The sequence below is a fragment of the Limosilactobacillus difficilis genome (assembly GCF_947387495.1).
GTDB classification, from domain to species: Bacteria; Bacillota; Bacilli; order Lactobacillales; family Lactobacillaceae; genus Limosilactobacillus; species Limosilactobacillus difficilis.
The window spans coordinates 22,189-37,220 of sequence record NZ_CANDNU010000004.1 but is presented as its reverse complement, the minus strand read 5'-3'; the positions used below and the strand labels follow the sequence as shown (position 1 = coordinate 37,220).

Sequence of the window (15,032 nt, the reverse complement as noted above, 5' to 3'; positions counted from 1 at the left end):
ATTCCCTAATCACGCTTCTTATTCTTGCGTCTATTTCTTCTCCAAAGTCAGCAATAAGTCGTGGTCTTCCAACGCATCGCCAACCTTGACGGTAACACTCTTGACCGTACCACTAAACGGCGCCTTGACGTTAGTTTCCATCTTCATTGCTTCGGTAATCACCATTACATCGCCGGTCTTGACAGGATCACCAGCCTTGACGTTCACCTTGACAACATTGCCGCTCAACGGCATCCCAATTTGGTTAGGATCGTCAGGATCCGCCTTTGGTACAACCTTAACCTTGTTCTTGAGGCTGTTGTCCATGATCTTCATCAAGAATTGCTTGCCATTCAAGGCAAAGTGCAAGGTCCGGACCCCTTTCTTATTCGGAGCTGACGCAAACTGGTAGTTCAAAATCATCTGTTGGCCCTTGCCCAGGGTGACATGAACCGTTTCGCCAGGCCGCATTCCTTGGTAGAAAGTCGTCGTATCCAGCAACCCCATCTTGCCATATTCGTTGTTGTTGCGGACATAGTCGAGGAAGACCTTCGGGTACATGACGTAACCGAGCACATCGTCTTCGCTAGGTTCCCGGTGAATCTTGGCAGCCAGTTCTTTCTTGACAGCCGCAAAGTCAACTGGTTTGGCAAGAGAGCCTGGCCGCACGATGATCGGTTGCCGGTCTTTCAAGACTACCTTTTGCAATTCCTTCGGGAAACCGCCGTATGGCTGACCGAGGTCACCGGCAAAGAAGTTTACAACCGAATCTGGGAAGTCAAGGGTCTTGCCCTTCTCCAGAACGTTATCCTTGTCCAGGTGGTTCTGAATCATGAAGATCGCCATGTCACCAACCACCTTAGAACTTGGCGTCACTTTAATGATGTCGCCGAGCAAGTCGTTAACTTCCTGGTACTTAGCTTCCACTTCAGAAAAGTCGTCGATCCCGATCGACTGTGCCTGCTGTTTCAGGTTGGAGTATTGGCCGCCGGGCATCTCAGTTGCGTAGAGTTCCGGCTTCGGTGAATCAACACCGTTGCTAAAGTCCTTGTATAACGGCCGCACTTCTGACCAATACTTGTCTAAGACCTGGGAATTGGCCAGGTTTAGTTCTGGTTGCCGCTCGTTACCTTCCAGTGCCTGGTAGAAGGTTTGCATCGATGGTTGACTGGTGGTGCCGGCCATCGAACTCATAGCTACGTCGACAACATCAACGCCGGCCCGGCTAGCGGCGACATAGGTTGCCACCCCGTTTCCGGTCGTATCGTGGGTATGAAGATGTACCGGAACGTTCAGCTTAGCCTTCAATTCACCAACCAGTTCGTAAGCTGCTTGTGGTTTGAGCAAACCGGCCATGTCTTTGATGGCGATGCTCTGTGAGCCGGCAGCAACTAGTTCACTTGCCAAATTCAGGTAATACTGGAGAGTGTATTTCTTCTCGGTTGGTTTCAGCAGGTCACCGGTATAGCACATCGTCCCTTCAGCAATCTTGCCGGTTTCGCGGGCATATTCCAGTGGTCGCTTCATCTGTTCAATCCAGTTCAGGGAATCGAAAATCCGGAAGACATCGATCCCTGATTGGGCACTGTGGTCGATAAAGCGTTTCAGGGCGTTATCAGGGTAGTTTTGGTAACCAACCGCGTTAGAAGCCCGTAAGAGCATCTGCTGCATGGTGTGCGGCATGTAATGGGTCAGTGCCGCTAGTCGTTGCCATGGATCTTCGCCCAGGAAACGGTAGCAAACATCAAAAGTTGCACCACCCCAACTCTCAACGGAGAAGAGGTGTGGCATTGCCTGGTCATAAACCTTCATCGCTGGCAGCATATCGAAAGTCCGCATCCGAGTCGCAAAGAGACTTTGGTGAGCATCCCGCATCGTCGTGTCGGTCAGCATCACTCGTTTATGATCGAGGACGGCTTTCATTGCCGCATCGGCGCCTTCTTGATCCAGGATGTCTTTGATGGTCTTAACTGGTGCAGCGGCAGGCTGAATCTGGTCAGTAGTCGGCAGATCCATCTCTGGTACCCGCACCTTTTCCTGGCGTTCCACTCCGGCAAAACCATTGACCGTCACATTGCCGATGTAGCGGATCAGCTGAGTCGGCGTATCTGGCTGATGGTCAAAGTGGAACAGTTCTGGCGTTGTATCGATAAAGGTAGTCTTGGCGTTACCGTCCGCAAAGGTTGGGTGCCGCAGAACGTTCAGCATGAACGGAATGTTGGTCTTCACACCCCGGATGTTAAATTCGTTCAGGGCCCGCTGCATCTTCTTGTTGGCATCGCTAAAGTTGTCCGCTTGGACGATACACTTAACCAGCAGAGAGTCAAAGTACGGCGTCACGACATAGCCGGCGTAGGCGTTCCCGTCCAGCCGGACCCCGTTCCCACCTGGTGAGTTGTAGTTGGTAATCTGGCCAGTGTCAGGCATGAAGTTGTTTTCTGGATCTTCCGTCGTTACCCGGCATTGGATTGCGCAACCATGGAATTCCAGGTCTTCCTGCTTCGGCAGATGGATGTCCTTATAGAGATCTTGGCCAGCAGCTACCCGGATTTGGGTCTTCACGATATCAACCCCGGTGATCATTTCGGTAATGGTGTGTTCCACTTGGACCCGCGGGTTGACTTCGATGAAGTAAAAATCATCTGGGGTTTCCAAAAATTCAATCGTCGCTGCATTTTGGTAATGAACGCTCTTCATCATCTGAACGGCCATGTTGCAGACTTCCTGTCGGCGTTCGGGGCTCAGTACTACACTCGGGGCAAATTCAATGACCTTTTGATTCCGCCGCTGAACAGAACAGTCACGTTCAAAGAGATGCATCACGTGGCCGTGTTCGTCTGCAATTACTTGCACTTCAATATGCTTTGGGTTTTCGATATCCTTTTCGACGTACATTTCGTCGGAGCCAAAGGCCTTTTGAGCTTCGTCCTTGGCCTGCTCAAATTCATCGTCAAGTTGCTTGTCAGAACGGATGATCCGCATCCCACGGCCACCACCACCCATGGCTGCTTTGACCATGATCGGATAACCAACCTTGTGGGCAAACTCACGGACCTGCTCGATATCCTTGACGGCCCCTTGCATCCCTGGAATTGTGTGCAGGCCAGCCTTTTGAGCCACCTGTTTGGCAACCAACTTATCCCCAAACATTTTTAAATGTTCGACTTTTGGCCCAATAAACTTAATTCCGTTGTCAACGCAAGCCTGGGCTAAATCAGGGTTTTCGGAAAGGAAACCGTAGCCGGGGTGAATAGCTTCGGCACCGCTGGCCTTCGCCACCCGGATAATCTCGTCAATATCCAGGTAAGCGTCAATCGGTTGTTCGTCTTTTCCGATCTGGTAAGCCTCATCGGCCGCAAAACGATGGGTGCTATACTCGTCCTCTTTGGCGTAGACAGCAACTGCCTTGATGCCTAATTCGTGACAAGCACGAATAATGCGAGTGGCAATTTCACCACGGTTGGCAATTAAAATCTTATGAAACACTTATTTTGCACCGCCTTTAACACAGGAATTGCTTTACTTACTAGTTCAGCAAGGTCCATTATAACATTTTTAAGCCTCTAAAACCGGCCCCTCCCCATTTTTTCTTATATTTTGCTTTCTTTATTCTCATAATTTTATAATCTTCGCCTTTTACCAATTTTGAAGATCTGTCACGCGTTTGGTGAAGCGAAGTGACGAGAAGCTTTTTTGGTAAGAATAAACAAAAAAGTTTACAATAAAAAGCGATGTTAGAAAAACCATTATTCATCTTGAAGGGAGTTTTATCATGACCAATGTTCTTGTAATTGGCGCTAGCAGCCGAATTGCGCTCTGGGCGGATCCCATGCTGGTCAACGACCCGGATGTCAACGTCACCCTCTTCGTTCGCCAGGCTCAACGACTCGGGCCAAGTCTGCAAACCCAAAACATCATTACCGGTGATGCCACCAATCTCGATGACGTCAGCGTGGCCGTCAAAGGACAAGACATCGTCTATGCCAGTCTAGCCGGTGAAGTGGTCAAGCAGGCCCAGACGATCGTCAACGCCATGGATGCTAACAATGTCAAACGCCTGCTGTGGACTTCATCATTAGGAATTTACGACGAAGTTCCCGGCAAATTTGGCGAATGGAATAAGCAAATCCTCGGCGATTATCTGACTAAGTATCGGCAAGCCGCTGACATCATCACGGCTAGCGACCTGGACTACACCATTATCCGGCCGGCCTGGCTAACCGACGACGACGAGAGCGACTACGAAGTTACTCGTGGTGACGAACCGTTCAAGGGCACCGAAGTTTCCCGGCGGAGTGTTGCCGAATATGCCGTCAGTCTGATCAACGACCCGACAAAAGACAAGCGGGAATCCGTCGGCCTCGACAAGGCTAACACCGAGGGTGACAAGCCACGGGCCGCAATCCTTAAAGCGGATGGCATCAGTGAAGATTAGAAAATTCTAAAAAAATGTTTGCATTTTGATTAGCTTATGCTATTCTAATGTCATCAAGCAAACGAAATTAATAACCAGTGACGAGTTAAGTACTAGCTGCTTCCCCACCCAGCAAGTCGGGATAATGCGAGCCGATTGGCAGAAGGGCTATGAAAATGGACTTTGAGGTTAGAGCCACGTGAGCTCAGTGAGCGTGGCCGGAGTTCGCCTTCCTTACCACGGCGCAGTTGTGTTTGCAACTGGCTGAGAGCTTTTACGCGAGTGAGAGCAACAAGCAAGGTGGTACCACGTCACGACGTCCCTGCAGAAGGATTTTCCTTCGCAGGGACGTTTTTTTTGTTTGCTAGTCTCGTTAATCCTGCATTTCATTTAAGAAAGAGGTAGTTCATATGACTCAATCATCACAAGCACCATTCCGTTACGATCTCGTCGGCAGTCTGAAACGTTCCCAAGCACTGAAGGATGCCGAAGCTAAACTTTTTGAACGTAAGTTAGCGCTCGCTGACTTTGTCGCCATTCAGCGCGAAGAAACCAAAAAGATCGTCCAAAAGCAGGCTGACCTCGGCTTTCACGCCGTAACCGACGGCGAATTCAACCGCAGCTGGTGGCATCTCGACTTCCTATGGGGGCTGGGCGGAACTGAGCGCTACGACTACCAGCAAAGCTATAAGTTCAAGAACAGCAAAACGCGAACTGATAACGTCCGCTTGAGCGGCAAAATCAGCTATAACCCGACTCACCCCTTCTTTACTTCTTTCCAGTACCTCAACAGCATCACGCCAGACGGGGTTCTTGCCAAGCAAACCATCCCATCCCCGACCCTGCTGTTCCGCGACAACCGCAGCGATAACTGGTCGCAATACTATGATTCCTGGGATGAATACTTAACTGCCGTTGCCACCACCTACCACCAAACGATTCAGCATTTCTACGACCTTGGCTGTCGCTATCTCCAACAGGACGATACCACTTGGGCCTTTCTGATTTCCAAACTCAACGCTAGCAAGGACCAGCCAAAAGAGCACGCCAAGTACGTCAAGCTGTGTGAAGATGCCGTCAAGCTGATCAATCAAGAACTAGCAGGCTTGCCGGACGACTTGACCATCACTACCCACATCTGTCGGGGTAACTTCAAATCTACTTATCTCTTCAGCGGATCCTACGACGTTATCGCTAAATACCTTGGCCAGCTCAACTACGACGGTTTCTTCCTCGAATATGACAACCAACGTTCTGGGGGCTTTGAACCGCTGCAAGCCATCTACAACAACCGGCCAAACATCCGGATTGTGCTGGGACTGATCACCTCTAAATTTCCCGAACTAGAAAAACCAGCCGAAATCAAGGCGCGGATCAAAGAAGCCAGTCAGTACGTCCCGTTGACGCAGTTAGCCCTCTCCACCCAGTGTGGTTTTGCCTCGACTGAAGAAGGCAACAAGGTAAGCGAAGAGGAACAATGGAAGAAATTAGCACTCGTTCGTGACATCGCCCGCGATGTGTGGGATGACGCTAATTAGAAATTTAGGCAAACAAGATTTAACTGAGACTCATACCGGGTCTCAGTTTTTTGTTGACAGTGGTTGATTTTGGTTATATGGTTAGTTAGCAGAGTAATTAACCATATAAGAAACTATCACTACGAGGAGGTGGCTGCGCCAATGTTTCACTTCGACGACTCGGGGCCGATTTACACCCAGCTAGCCGACCAATTAGAAGAACTGATCTTCACCGGCGTTTTTCAGGCTGGCGACCAGGTTCCCTCAACGACCCAGGTGTCGCGAGAGCTACACGTCAATCCAGCAACAGTCCTGAAGGGAATGAACCGTCTCGTCGACGACGGCCTGCTGGAAAAGCGCCGCGGTCGGGGGATGTTCGTCACCAAGGACGCCCGTCAGCAAATCATGTCTAAGCGCAAGCAACATTTCTACGATGATTACATCCAATCTGTCGTCACGGAGGCCCAAAAATTGGGCTTAACGGAGGAGCACTTAATTGAGTTAATCAAACGGGGGTATCAAGATGACAACAATGCACATTAACAGTCTTAGCAAACGCTTTGGCCGTACTACCATCCTCAAGGACATCAATCTGAAATTTGACAGCAACGGCATTTACGGTCTCTTCGGCCGCAACGGGGTCGGCAAGTCGACCCTCTTGAACATGATCGTCGACGGCATCCGGCCGACAGACGGCACGATCGAAGTTGACGGCCAAAATGTTAAGGATAACGGCCAGGCCCTAACCAAGCTCTGGCTGATGAATGCTTCAATGCCGTTTGGTAAATGGACTAGCGTCACCACCATCATGAAGTGGGTTGACGCCGTCTATGGCGACTTTGACTTTGCGAACGCCAAACGGATGTTGCAGGAATTCGGTGTAAAGGAAAATGCCCATGTTGGTCGCCTCTCAACGGGTCAACAAACCAGTCTCAAACTGGTCCTAGCCCTTAACGTCAACGCAACAATCATCATGCTTGACGAACCGGTTCTCGGGCTTGACGCCAACCATCGCGAGCTTTTCTATTCTGAGCTGCTGCGGACATACAGCGAAAAGCCGCGAATTTTCATCGTCGCCACCCACTTGATCGACGAAATTGCCCATTTGGTCAACCACGTAATCATCATCGACCAACAGCACGTCGTCATCGATGACGCCACCGACACCGTCCTCCAACAAGCCTACCAACTGAGTGGCCCCCAGGAGCAAGTAACTGCATTCGGCCGTCACTTCAAGGTCATCAATCATTCTGCCAGGATGGGCAAACTGGGCCAGGTGATCATCTATGACCAGTTGCCAACTGATCTGAAAGTTCCGGCCGATCTCACTTTAAATCACCTCGACTTGCAATCACTCTTCATTGCCATGACGAGTCCTGACATGGGACAGATCGCTAGCGCACAATCAACAAAGGAGGCCCACCATCATGAGTAAAGGTGCAAAGTTTTTAATCAAATACCGGCTGATCGCTAACGGGATTGCTCTCGGCATCGGCGTCGGCATTTACCTATTGCTGACCCTGCTCTTTAATATCGGCGACCTGGCCAATGTTTGGCCGGCAATTCTCAGCGGCAGCATTGGAGTTGCCACCGTTGTCGGCCTGGTTATGCTCTTCGTTCTGCCGCGACGCAGCTTTAACCTGGCCGTTCAATTTGGCATTGACCGCAACACTCTTTGGTGGACGGACATCCTGACGCCGGTTTGCTGGTCCTTATTGATCACGATCCTCGGTCTGCTTTTTCAGCAATTCGCCACAAATAATCTAGGCCACAACCAGGGGAGTTTCTGGATCGGGATGGCGATTATCCTGTCCCTGTTTTTCACCACCCAGGTCCTGGCCGATATTGTCGCTCTCGTCCACGGCTTCTGGAAAGTCGTTGTCATCGTCGGCCTGCCATCCCTCTTAATGTCCATCCTCATTTGGATCCTGACTTGCATCGCTCAATGGATGTCCAAAACTAACTGGACCCTGAGCCAGCATCAAATCAACCAAATCGAACATCTGCTCACTTCCCCAGGCATTTGGACGGTCGTCTTGATCGTCTGCATCGCCATCATGATCCTCCTTACCTGGGTCTTTACCAAGATGATCCGGCTACAACGGGATTAATAATATAAAAAGAGATCGCAACATTAGGTATTAGTGCCTACGTTGCGGTCTCTTTTCGTTATGATGATGTTTTAATTGTTTTCCTGATAATAAGCGGCTAAAATGGCCAGCCCCTGCTGACGGAGAAAGTCCTCCCAGTCAACCCGCTTCCAGGCATGGAGCTTCTTGTCCTTGTCGATGCCGAGGGCCATGGCATCGGTGAGCCCTCCCAAACTATTGTAGGGATTGTTACTGCCATTGCCCAGCTCATCCAAGAAATGCTGATTGTCACGGTCGTTCAGCGTTTCAAAGGAGAGGCTACCGATAAAGTCCTGCAAGTCCTTGTTATTGCTGTATTCGATGATCTGCGCAAGCTGGCTGATGGCGCATTGGTCACTGCTCGTCAGTTGCCAAAACAGCTTGTTCAAATCTTCCAGAGCAAGGTCGTCCGCATCCTGGACTACCTTTAAGCCGTTAAAATATTTCTTCGTCGTCTCCAGCATTCCCTGCTGGCCAGCAAAATCTAATTCTTCCCGAAAATCTGCCATGTTGATTCACCGCTTTCTATAAGTGAATTATATCACATTCCCAGTCAAACAAAAGGGCCGCACCTCGCAGTGCCGCCCGCTTTATTTTAGTAAAAACCGCGTGACTTCCAGTAGTGACCATTGCGGTCGAAGTGGTAAGTCCAGCCATCTTCGAACAAGGTACCAGAGTCCTGCATCTTACCGTTAAGGTCAAAGTAGTACCAAGCACCGTTGATCCAGGCCCAGTCACTAGCCAATTTTCCAGAGCCATAGGCGTAGTACCAGGTATTGTTGCGGTAGAACCAGCCATTGTTTTGGTAGTGTCCGTTCTGATCGAAGTAATAAAGGTCACCATGATTATCAGTTTCGATACCATTATGAGCCATGCCATTGAAAATATCGATGAAGTAGTACCAGTGTCCGCCTAAGTAGGCCCACTGATGATCAAGCATGTGTCCCTGATTGTCGAAGTAGTACCACTTGTTCTCAGAGTAGATCCAGTGATTACGGAAATAGTGACCATTGCCATCAAAGCAATAATGATTGTGGCCATCATAATCTATCCGATTCTCAACCATCTGGTAATAGTCAAAGTAATACCAGGCGCCGTTGATCCACTGCCAACCATTTTTGACGGCGTGGCCGTACTGGTCGGCGTAGAACCACAGATCATTCGAAATATGACCCTGGTAAGTATAGTAGCCGTTGGCGTAAGGATAGGAAATCGCATAATTACTCTGATCATAATGGTACCAACTATTCTTCAGGTAGTGACCATTGTTATCAAAGATATAGGTATTGCCGGAATTATCACTGTAAGGGCCATTGGCCGCCATGATTCCTTCATAGTTGAAGTAGTACCAGTTGCCGTTCAGGTAGCGCCAATCACTGGTAACCATCTGACCATTGTCATAATAGTACCAGTCCGAATTGTCCAAATGCCAGCCGTCACTGCCGTAAGTGGCTGGTGCCGGCGCGGTTGCCACCGCACTCTGACTGACGGCAGCCGGTTGAACAGCGGTAGCCGTCGTCTGGGTATTCGTGCTTTGCGTCCGGTCAGCATCCACTGTGGCCTTGGCTTCCGTAGCCGTAGTGGCAGTTGTTGACGGTGCTGGCGTCTGTACAATCGTCGTTGGAACGTCAGCTGACGGAGCCGTTGCCGTCACATCCGCCTTCGCCGTTGCCGGAACTGCCATCCCCAGCAGAACAGCCGCGGTAAGGCCGGCCCAAGTGCGCCAATTAATTTTCATCATACTCTCCTCCATATTTTAAAAGTGATTTTATTATATCATAATCACAAAGTGGCCAAGCGGTTTTTCTGTCACCACTTTCTGCTTTTCGCGTTCCGCCCTATTAATGGTACAATAAATCGGATTCATTCTAAAAATCGGATTCATTCTAAAAATAAGAAAGGAGATTATTGTGAGTCAAATTAATCTTTCCGTCCATAACCGGCGGATCATTACCATCATCCTGCTCTTGTCAGCCTTCATCAGTCTGGCCAGCCAAACAATGATGGTGACGGCCCTACCCTTTATCGCCAACACTTTTAAGGTTTCTCTCAACAACGCCCAGTGGCTGACCACCGGCTACACCTTGATTATCGGGGTCATTATGCCCTTATCATCAAACCTCTACGACAAATTTACCAACCGCCAGGTCTTCTTGACGACGATCGGGGTCTTCATTGTCGGCAGTCTGATCGGCTGCCTGGCAACCAACTTTGCTGGCTTGCTGGCCGCCCGACTGATCCAGGCCGCTGCCAGCGGGATGCTGATGTCATTTCAAATGACCACCATGGTTTCGATTTATCCGATCGAAAAACGGGGAACCATTCTCGGTTTATCGAGTCTCGTCATCTCTTCCGGACCTGCTTTTGGTCCAACGCTGGCTGGGTTGATTCTCCAGGTATTATCCTGGCGCTGGCTCTTTATCCTCGTCTTGCCCTTCATGGTCTTGGCCTGGGTGGTCGGCTACTTCAAATTGCCTAATTATTCCATCCCACGTGATATCCACATCGACTACCTGTCCGTTCTCATTTCCTTAATCGGCTCCGCCCTCTTTCTGGGCAGTTTAACCGTCTTTGAGATCAACTTACCAGTCGGTATCATCATGATGGCCGTCGGGATCGTCCTCATTGCTATCCTCGTTCGGCGCCAGCTGCATCTCAAAAACCCGCTCCTGAAGGTGCAGATCTTCCGTTACCCTTCCTTTACCCTGATGACGATCGTCGGGATCTTCGCCTTCATGGTCCTGCTGGGAACCGAGCAGCTGATCCCGATTTGGGGTGAAAATGCCCTGCATATCTCCAGCTTTGTCTCTGGTTTAATCCTATTGCCAGGAGCGATCCTCAACGGCTTTACGGCTTCCATTATCGGCCGCTTGTATGACCAGTATGGACCGAAGTGGCTGATTATCAGCGGCGGTCTCCTCATGCTAATCGCCTCTGTCCCGCTCATGTCGATCAGCAACCACACCTCGCTGGCCCTGGTTTCACTGGCCTATGCCATCCGAATGATCGGCAACGCCCTCGTCTTCAGCCCCGCTCTGTCCGAAGCCTTTTCCGACCTCTCCCAACTGGAAAACAGCCACGGGACCGCGCTGAACAACACCCTCCGGCAAGTTTCTGGGGCCATTTCGGTCACCTTGGTCGTCGTCATCGCCGACGCCCCGGCTTCTCTGATCACTGGAATCCGTTCCGCCATGTGGGTGACGGTACTGCTGATCATCCTCATGCTAGTCACTTTCGGTATCTACCTGCAAAACAAGGCTCATCAATCGTAATCAGCATCTACCTGCCATACACCCCCAGAGTTAGTAATCAGCTCCGGGGGTCTTTTTAATGTGATTATCAATCATTTAATTAATGTCATTAAAGAAATAATCATCCTGAGCAACCTATTATCCCATTTTGCACCATAATTAAATAAATACTTACGACAACAGTTTGAATCTGGTAAACTAACCAGCTGTGAGAAAGGGAGGAATTATTTTGAATAATCATCATTTAACTGCCCAAAACAAAGTCAAGCATCCCGCTCTAGCAATGGCCGGGATGCTGCTCGGCGCTTTCGTCGGGATGCTCAGTGAAACTTCACTGAATACCGCCCTACCCAAACTGATGGCGGCCTTCCACACCAACCTGGCCACCATTCAGTGGCTGGTGACAGGCTACATGCTGGTCATCGGGATCATCCTGCCCCTGTCCAGCCTCATTTCCCGCTGGTTTACCAACCGACAAATTACCGTCTTCGGGCTGGGGGCTTTTATCGTTGGGGCTGCTATCTCCGCTTGCGCTGATAGCTTTAGCGTTTTGTTAGCTGGCCGGATGATCCAGGGGATCGGAACCGGCCTCATCCTACCATTGATGTTTGCCACCGCCATGCAGATCTTTCCGCCACAAAAAATGGGCGCGGCACTGGGCATCTGTTCCCTCGTCATCATGTTTGCACCGGCGATTGGGCCAACCCTCACCGGGATCATCCTCGGCTTCCTATCTTGGCGCTGGATTTTCTGGCTCTTTATTCCATTCTTGTTGATCGCGATGACTTTCTCCCTCGGCTTTTTGGAAAACGTCAACCACATCAGTCGGCCCCACATCGACTGGCTCTCGATCATCGAATCAGCCGTCGGTTTCTCTGGCCTGGTCATCGGGACCAGTCTGGCAAGTCGTGATGGCTGGCTGTCCGTGCCGGTCTTATCGGCTCTCATTATCGGCATCATCGTACTAGCCTTCTATGTTTACCGTCAGTTGCACTTGACGGAGCCGATCCTGAACTTAAAAGTCTTTAAAAAATCAGAATTTACAACCGGCGCCCTGCTCGTGATGCTGGACTTCGGAGTCATTCTCTCCATCATGTACTTGATGCCAAACTACCTGCAAAAGGGAATGTTGGTTCCCGTTGCCATGACCGGGATTATCATGCTGCCGGGTGGGATCGTCAATGCGGTGGTTTCCGCAATTGCTGGCCGCCTGTACGATAATGTTGGAGCTCGCAAGCCGGCCATCGCTGGTTTCATCTTAGCCTTGGTCGGAGCCCTGCTGTTTGCCTTTGCTAACAGCAAATCATCGCTTGCTTACGTCATTGCCGCCCACGTTATCTTAATGATCGGCTGTCCGCTGGCCATGTCGCCATCTTCCACCAACGCTCTCAGTTCCCTCAGCGGTTTGCAATCAGCTGATGGCAGTACAATTCTCAACACTATGCAGCAGATCGTCGGGGCGCTAGCAACGGCGCTTGCCACCAGTTTCTACGAAGCTGGCCGCATCACCGCAACTGGCAGTCGTGCCTTGCGCTATACTCAGGGCTTTCACTGGGGAATCTATTTTGCCATCGTACTGATCATTATCGCCTTGGCATTCAGTTTCCGTTTAGCCAAAAACAAACCAGCATCGCAAGATATCGCATAGAGAACAAGCAGGCTGCAAGTCCCTCACCAAGGGGGTGGCCTGCTTTTCTTATTACTGGTGTCACTTCAAGTAAGCGGATTAGTATGCTAAACTTAATTACATAACTAGGAAAACGAGGTAATAATTATGGCTGTACGCGCAACAAGCGACCAGAATTTTGAAACTGATACGAATCATGGCATTGCTGTCATCGACTTTTGGCAAGACATCGGCAACGGGGCCGTCCAAGCGGGAGTTGACCGGGCCGTCGCCGCTGAACTGCCAAACGTTAACTTCTTCGTGATGGACGTGATGGAAAATCACACCATCGCCAAACGCTACAATATCACCAAGACCCCGACCATCATGGTCAAGAAGGACGGAAAGGTCTTGGGTACGGCTGAAGGTTACCGACCAAAAGAACCACTGATTGCTTACATCAACCACCTGCTTAAATAAGTTGCAAATTCAAAAGAGGATCCACCCGGAATTTTCACAATTTCGGGTGGATCTTTTTGTCGTTTTCGGACCATGGACATGTTACTTTGCTTTCAGCAAGCTTATTTTATAAGCTGAACAAATCTTACCTTCATCCGCCAGCCGATTCTGTTGGCGAATCCAGCAATTTAAAGTTTCGACGTCCTCATCAGGACAGAAATTGCGGATCTTATCGTGACGTCCGCTACCAAAAGCACGAAAAGATTTTTTGCCATCGTTATAACCCAAAAGGTATAAGCGGGAAAAATTCTCTCTAATTACAGTGTTCATCAGTTGTAGATTGATATAAGCAATCGCATTCCGCGTCCTTTGGTCTTTGACCGCCGTTAAGTCTGTCAGGTTACCGGTTGCCAACATAATCGGATCGTCAGTATTGTCTAAATACGTTTTAAGAAATGCCAGGTTAGTTTTTAAAGCCTTGCTGTGCTCGCTTAGGAGAATGTCGGCAGCGTTATTCGTTGGAAATGGAACAAGATCTAAAAAGACAACTGAGTTGAGCACTGTGTGTTCCATCTTGGCAACATCTTCGGCCGCATCCTTGGCACTAGCCCAAACACCACTGGGGTAAACAAATTTTTGCCGCTTGCCTTTTGCCGCTGAAAAATAGTCATATAAGGGACCTTGTTGGGCCATCTGACGTCGCTGGGCAAAGATACTTTCTTTGTTTCCTTTCCCTTTCGGATTAATCCCAATGGAGATGACATCAATTCCATGCGGGACATTTAATCTGGCAAAGGCTTTATCCGCCTTGTCATACTCATAGGCTACGTAGGTTCGATCATTTTTATTAAATTGGTAAGGCAGTGCGTTCAGTACCGCTTGACTTTCAACCTGTTTGAGTTCCTCGATTTCATCACTTTTTTTCATAACCGCTCCTTTGCCAATTAAAGCTGTTGGTAATACTGGATGAGCTGATCCCAGTTGCCATGTGCCCTGTCGATAACCACTTTTCTGTTCTTTTCACGGTCATCGATAAAATGCCCGTCGACAGTTTTGCCAAAGTAGAAATAATACATCGCGTTTCTGCCACTCGGCGTCTTTTCTTGAAGCAACCGTTTAAACTCTTTCTGATCAAAGATAAAGAACTCAATCTTCGCTTGGTGTGGGACATCACTAGTATTAATCGCAAACACAAAAAAATTGTAATTCAACTGGCCAGCTGACTCGATGGCCTTTTTTGAGAGAGTCGAAAAACCGGTGTACAGCATTCGCGAGCTGACATCCGCTTGCCCATAGTAACCGGAGGCCCGCAAGCACAGCTTGATCTTATGGCTGCCCTTGCTGATCACAATTCCCGAACCGTCGCTGCGCTTGCCCTTACGAATATTTTGGGCGGGAATCTTGCTTGCTAGTGCGGCCTTGACGGCTGCGACAACTTGGTCCTTGCTGAGGGAACCTTTAATCTTTGGGCTGCGTTGCGTGGTTTTTCTTTCTTCAGGCTGATTCTCAGCTTGCTTTTGCGCCGCTGCTTTCAATTGATCCACTTGGCGGGACAGATCGTCAACCCTATCAGTGAGAGCTAGAACTCGTTCTTGAAGGTCTAGCAAAATACGCTCAACAGAAATAATCATCACCTTCTTTTATTTCTTTATTATATATGAAGATACCAGTCTGAAC

General features: G+C 49.5%; 13 protein-coding genes. 8 read left to right on the top strand and 5 right to left on the bottom strand.

Annotation, left to right across the window (positions count from 1 at the left end; genetic code table 11):
• Nucleotides 1–30 precede the first annotated feature (30 nt).
• On the bottom strand, nt 31–3,465 hold the full coding sequence (locus QOR82_RS01490) for a pyruvate carboxylase (RefSeq protein WP_283583000.1): 3,435 nt from the start codon (nt 3,463–3,465) through the stop codon (nt 31–33).
• A gap of 286 nt (nt 3,466–3,751) precedes the next feature.
• Here QOR82_RS01490 and QOR82_RS01485 point away from each other — a divergent pair, with 286 nt between their 5' ends.
• The 5 genes from QOR82_RS01485 to QOR82_RS01465 all read left to right on the top strand — a co-directional run bounded on the left by QOR82_RS01485 (nt 3,752) and on the right by QOR82_RS01465 (nt 8,021).
• Entirely contained in the window at nt 3,752–4,414 is a 663-nt protein-coding gene (locus QOR82_RS01485; RefSeq protein WP_283582999.1) for an NAD(P)H-binding protein, read from the top strand.
• 389 nt (nt 4,415–4,803) lie between these two features.
• Nucleotides 4,804–5,931, top strand: a complete 1,128-nt coding sequence (locus QOR82_RS01480; RefSeq protein WP_283582998.1) for a vitamin B12 independent methionine synthase — start codon at nt 4,804–4,806, stop codon at nt 5,929–5,931.
• A 141-nt stretch (nt 5,932–6,072) separates the two neighbouring features.
• On the top strand, nt 6,073–6,453 hold the full coding sequence (locus QOR82_RS01475; RefSeq protein WP_283582997.1) for a GntR family transcriptional regulator: 381 nt from the start codon (nt 6,073–6,075) through the stop codon (nt 6,451–6,453).
• On the top strand, nt 6,434–7,345 hold the full coding sequence (locus QOR82_RS01470; RefSeq protein ID WP_283582996.1) for an ATP-binding cassette domain-containing protein: 912 nt from the start codon (nt 6,434–6,436) through the stop codon (nt 7,343–7,345). Before QOR82_RS01475 ends, QOR82_RS01470 begins: the two co-directional genes overlap by 20 nt.
• Entirely contained in the window at nt 7,338–8,021 is a 684-nt protein-coding gene (locus tag QOR82_RS01465) for a hypothetical protein (protein ID WP_283582995.1), read from the top strand. The genes QOR82_RS01470 and QOR82_RS01465 overlap by 8 nt, the downstream gene beginning before the upstream one ends.
• Nucleotides 8,022–8,092: 71 nt before the next feature.
• Here the strand turns inward: QOR82_RS01465 and QOR82_RS01460 are convergent, their stop codons facing one another.
• Nucleotides 8,093–8,548, bottom strand: a complete 456-nt coding sequence (locus tag QOR82_RS01460; protein ID WP_283582994.1) for a hypothetical protein — start codon at nt 8,546–8,548, stop codon at nt 8,093–8,095.
• A gap of 86 nt (nt 8,549–8,634) precedes the next feature.
• A complete protein-coding gene (locus QOR82_RS01455; protein ID WP_283582993.1) occupies nt 8,635–9,780 on the bottom strand; it encodes a hypothetical protein in 1,146 nt (381 codons plus the stop codon).
• Between the two features lie 169 nt (nt 9,781–9,949).
• Between QOR82_RS01455 and QOR82_RS01450 the strand changes: the two genes are divergently transcribed.
• The 3 genes from QOR82_RS01450 (at nt 9,950) to QOR82_RS01440 (ending at nt 13,376) form a co-directional block, all read left to right on the top strand.
• The gene (locus QOR82_RS01450) at nt 9,950–11,311 is read left to right on the top strand and encodes an MFS transporter (RefSeq protein WP_283582992.1); all 1,362 of its coding nucleotides are present in this window, start codon (nt 9,950–9,952) and stop codon (nt 11,309–11,311) included.
• A gap of 262 nt (nt 11,312–11,573) precedes the next feature.
• Nucleotides 11,574–12,938 carry a DHA2 family efflux MFS transporter permease subunit gene (locus tag QOR82_RS01445; RefSeq protein WP_283583031.1) on the top strand — a complete coding sequence of 455 codons (1,365 nt, stop codon included), beginning with the start codon at nt 11,574–11,576 and terminating at the stop codon, nt 12,936–12,938.
• Between the two features lie 126 nt (nt 12,939–13,064).
• On the top strand, nt 13,065–13,376 hold the full coding sequence (locus QOR82_RS01440; RefSeq protein ID WP_283582991.1) for a thioredoxin family protein: 312 nt from the start codon (nt 13,065–13,067) through the stop codon (nt 13,374–13,376).
• An 81-nt stretch (nt 13,377–13,457) separates the two neighbouring features.
• Here the strand turns inward: QOR82_RS01440 and QOR82_RS01435 are convergent, their stop codons facing one another.
• Nucleotides 13,458–14,282 (bottom strand): hypothetical protein, encoded by an 825-nt coding sequence (locus tag QOR82_RS01435; protein WP_283582990.1) that lies wholly within the window; start codon nt 14,280–14,282, stop codon nt 13,458–13,460.
• A gap of 17 nt (nt 14,283–14,299) precedes the next feature.
• Nucleotides 14,300–14,986: a hypothetical protein gene (locus QOR82_RS01430; RefSeq protein ID WP_283582989.1), complete on the bottom strand. Its 687-nt coding sequence runs from the start codon at nt 14,984–14,986 to the stop codon at nt 14,300–14,302.
• Between the last annotated feature and the right edge of the window lie 46 nt (nt 14,987–15,032).

Excerpts from the sequence above, each read along its gene's own strand:
- QOR82_RS01485 (WP_283582999.1), top strand. The coding sequence starts at position 3,752 with ATGACCAATGTTCTTGTAATTGGCGCTAGCAGCCGAATTGCGCTCTGG.
- QOR82_RS01480 (WP_283582998.1), top strand. The coding sequence starts at position 4,804 with ATGACTCAATCATCACAAGCACCATTCCGTTACGATCTCGTCGGCAGT.
- QOR82_RS01475 (WP_283582997.1), top strand. The coding sequence starts at position 6,073 with ATGTTTCACTTCGACGACTCGGGGCCGATTTACACCCAGCTAGCCGAC.
- QOR82_RS01470 (WP_283582996.1), top strand. The coding sequence starts at position 6,434 with ATGACAACAATGCACATTAACAGTCTTAGCAAACGCTTTGGCCGTACT.
- QOR82_RS01465 (WP_283582995.1), top strand. The coding sequence starts at position 7,338 with ATGAGTAAAGGTGCAAAGTTTTTAATCAAATACCGGCTGATCGCTAAC.
- QOR82_RS01460 (WP_283582994.1), bottom strand. The coding sequence starts at position 8,548 with ATGGCAGATTTTCGGGAAGAATTAGATTTTGCTGGCCAGCAGGGAATG.
- QOR82_RS01455 (WP_283582993.1), bottom strand. The coding sequence starts at position 9,780 with ATGATGAAAATTAATTGGCGCACTTGGGCCGGCCTTACCGCGGCTGTT.
- QOR82_RS01445 (WP_283583031.1), top strand. The coding sequence starts at position 11,574 with ATGGCCGGGATGCTGCTCGGCGCTTTCGTCGGGATGCTCAGTGAAACT.
- QOR82_RS01440 (WP_283582991.1), top strand. The coding sequence starts at position 13,065 with ATGGCTGTACGCGCAACAAGCGACCAGAATTTTGAAACTGATACGAAT.
- QOR82_RS01435 (WP_283582990.1), bottom strand. The coding sequence starts at position 14,282 with ATGAAAAAAAGTGATGAAATCGAGGAACTCAAACAGGTTGAAAGTCAA.
- QOR82_RS01430 (WP_283582989.1), bottom strand. The coding sequence starts at position 14,986 with ATGATTATTTCTGTTGAGCGTATTTTGCTAGACCTTCAAGAACGAGTT.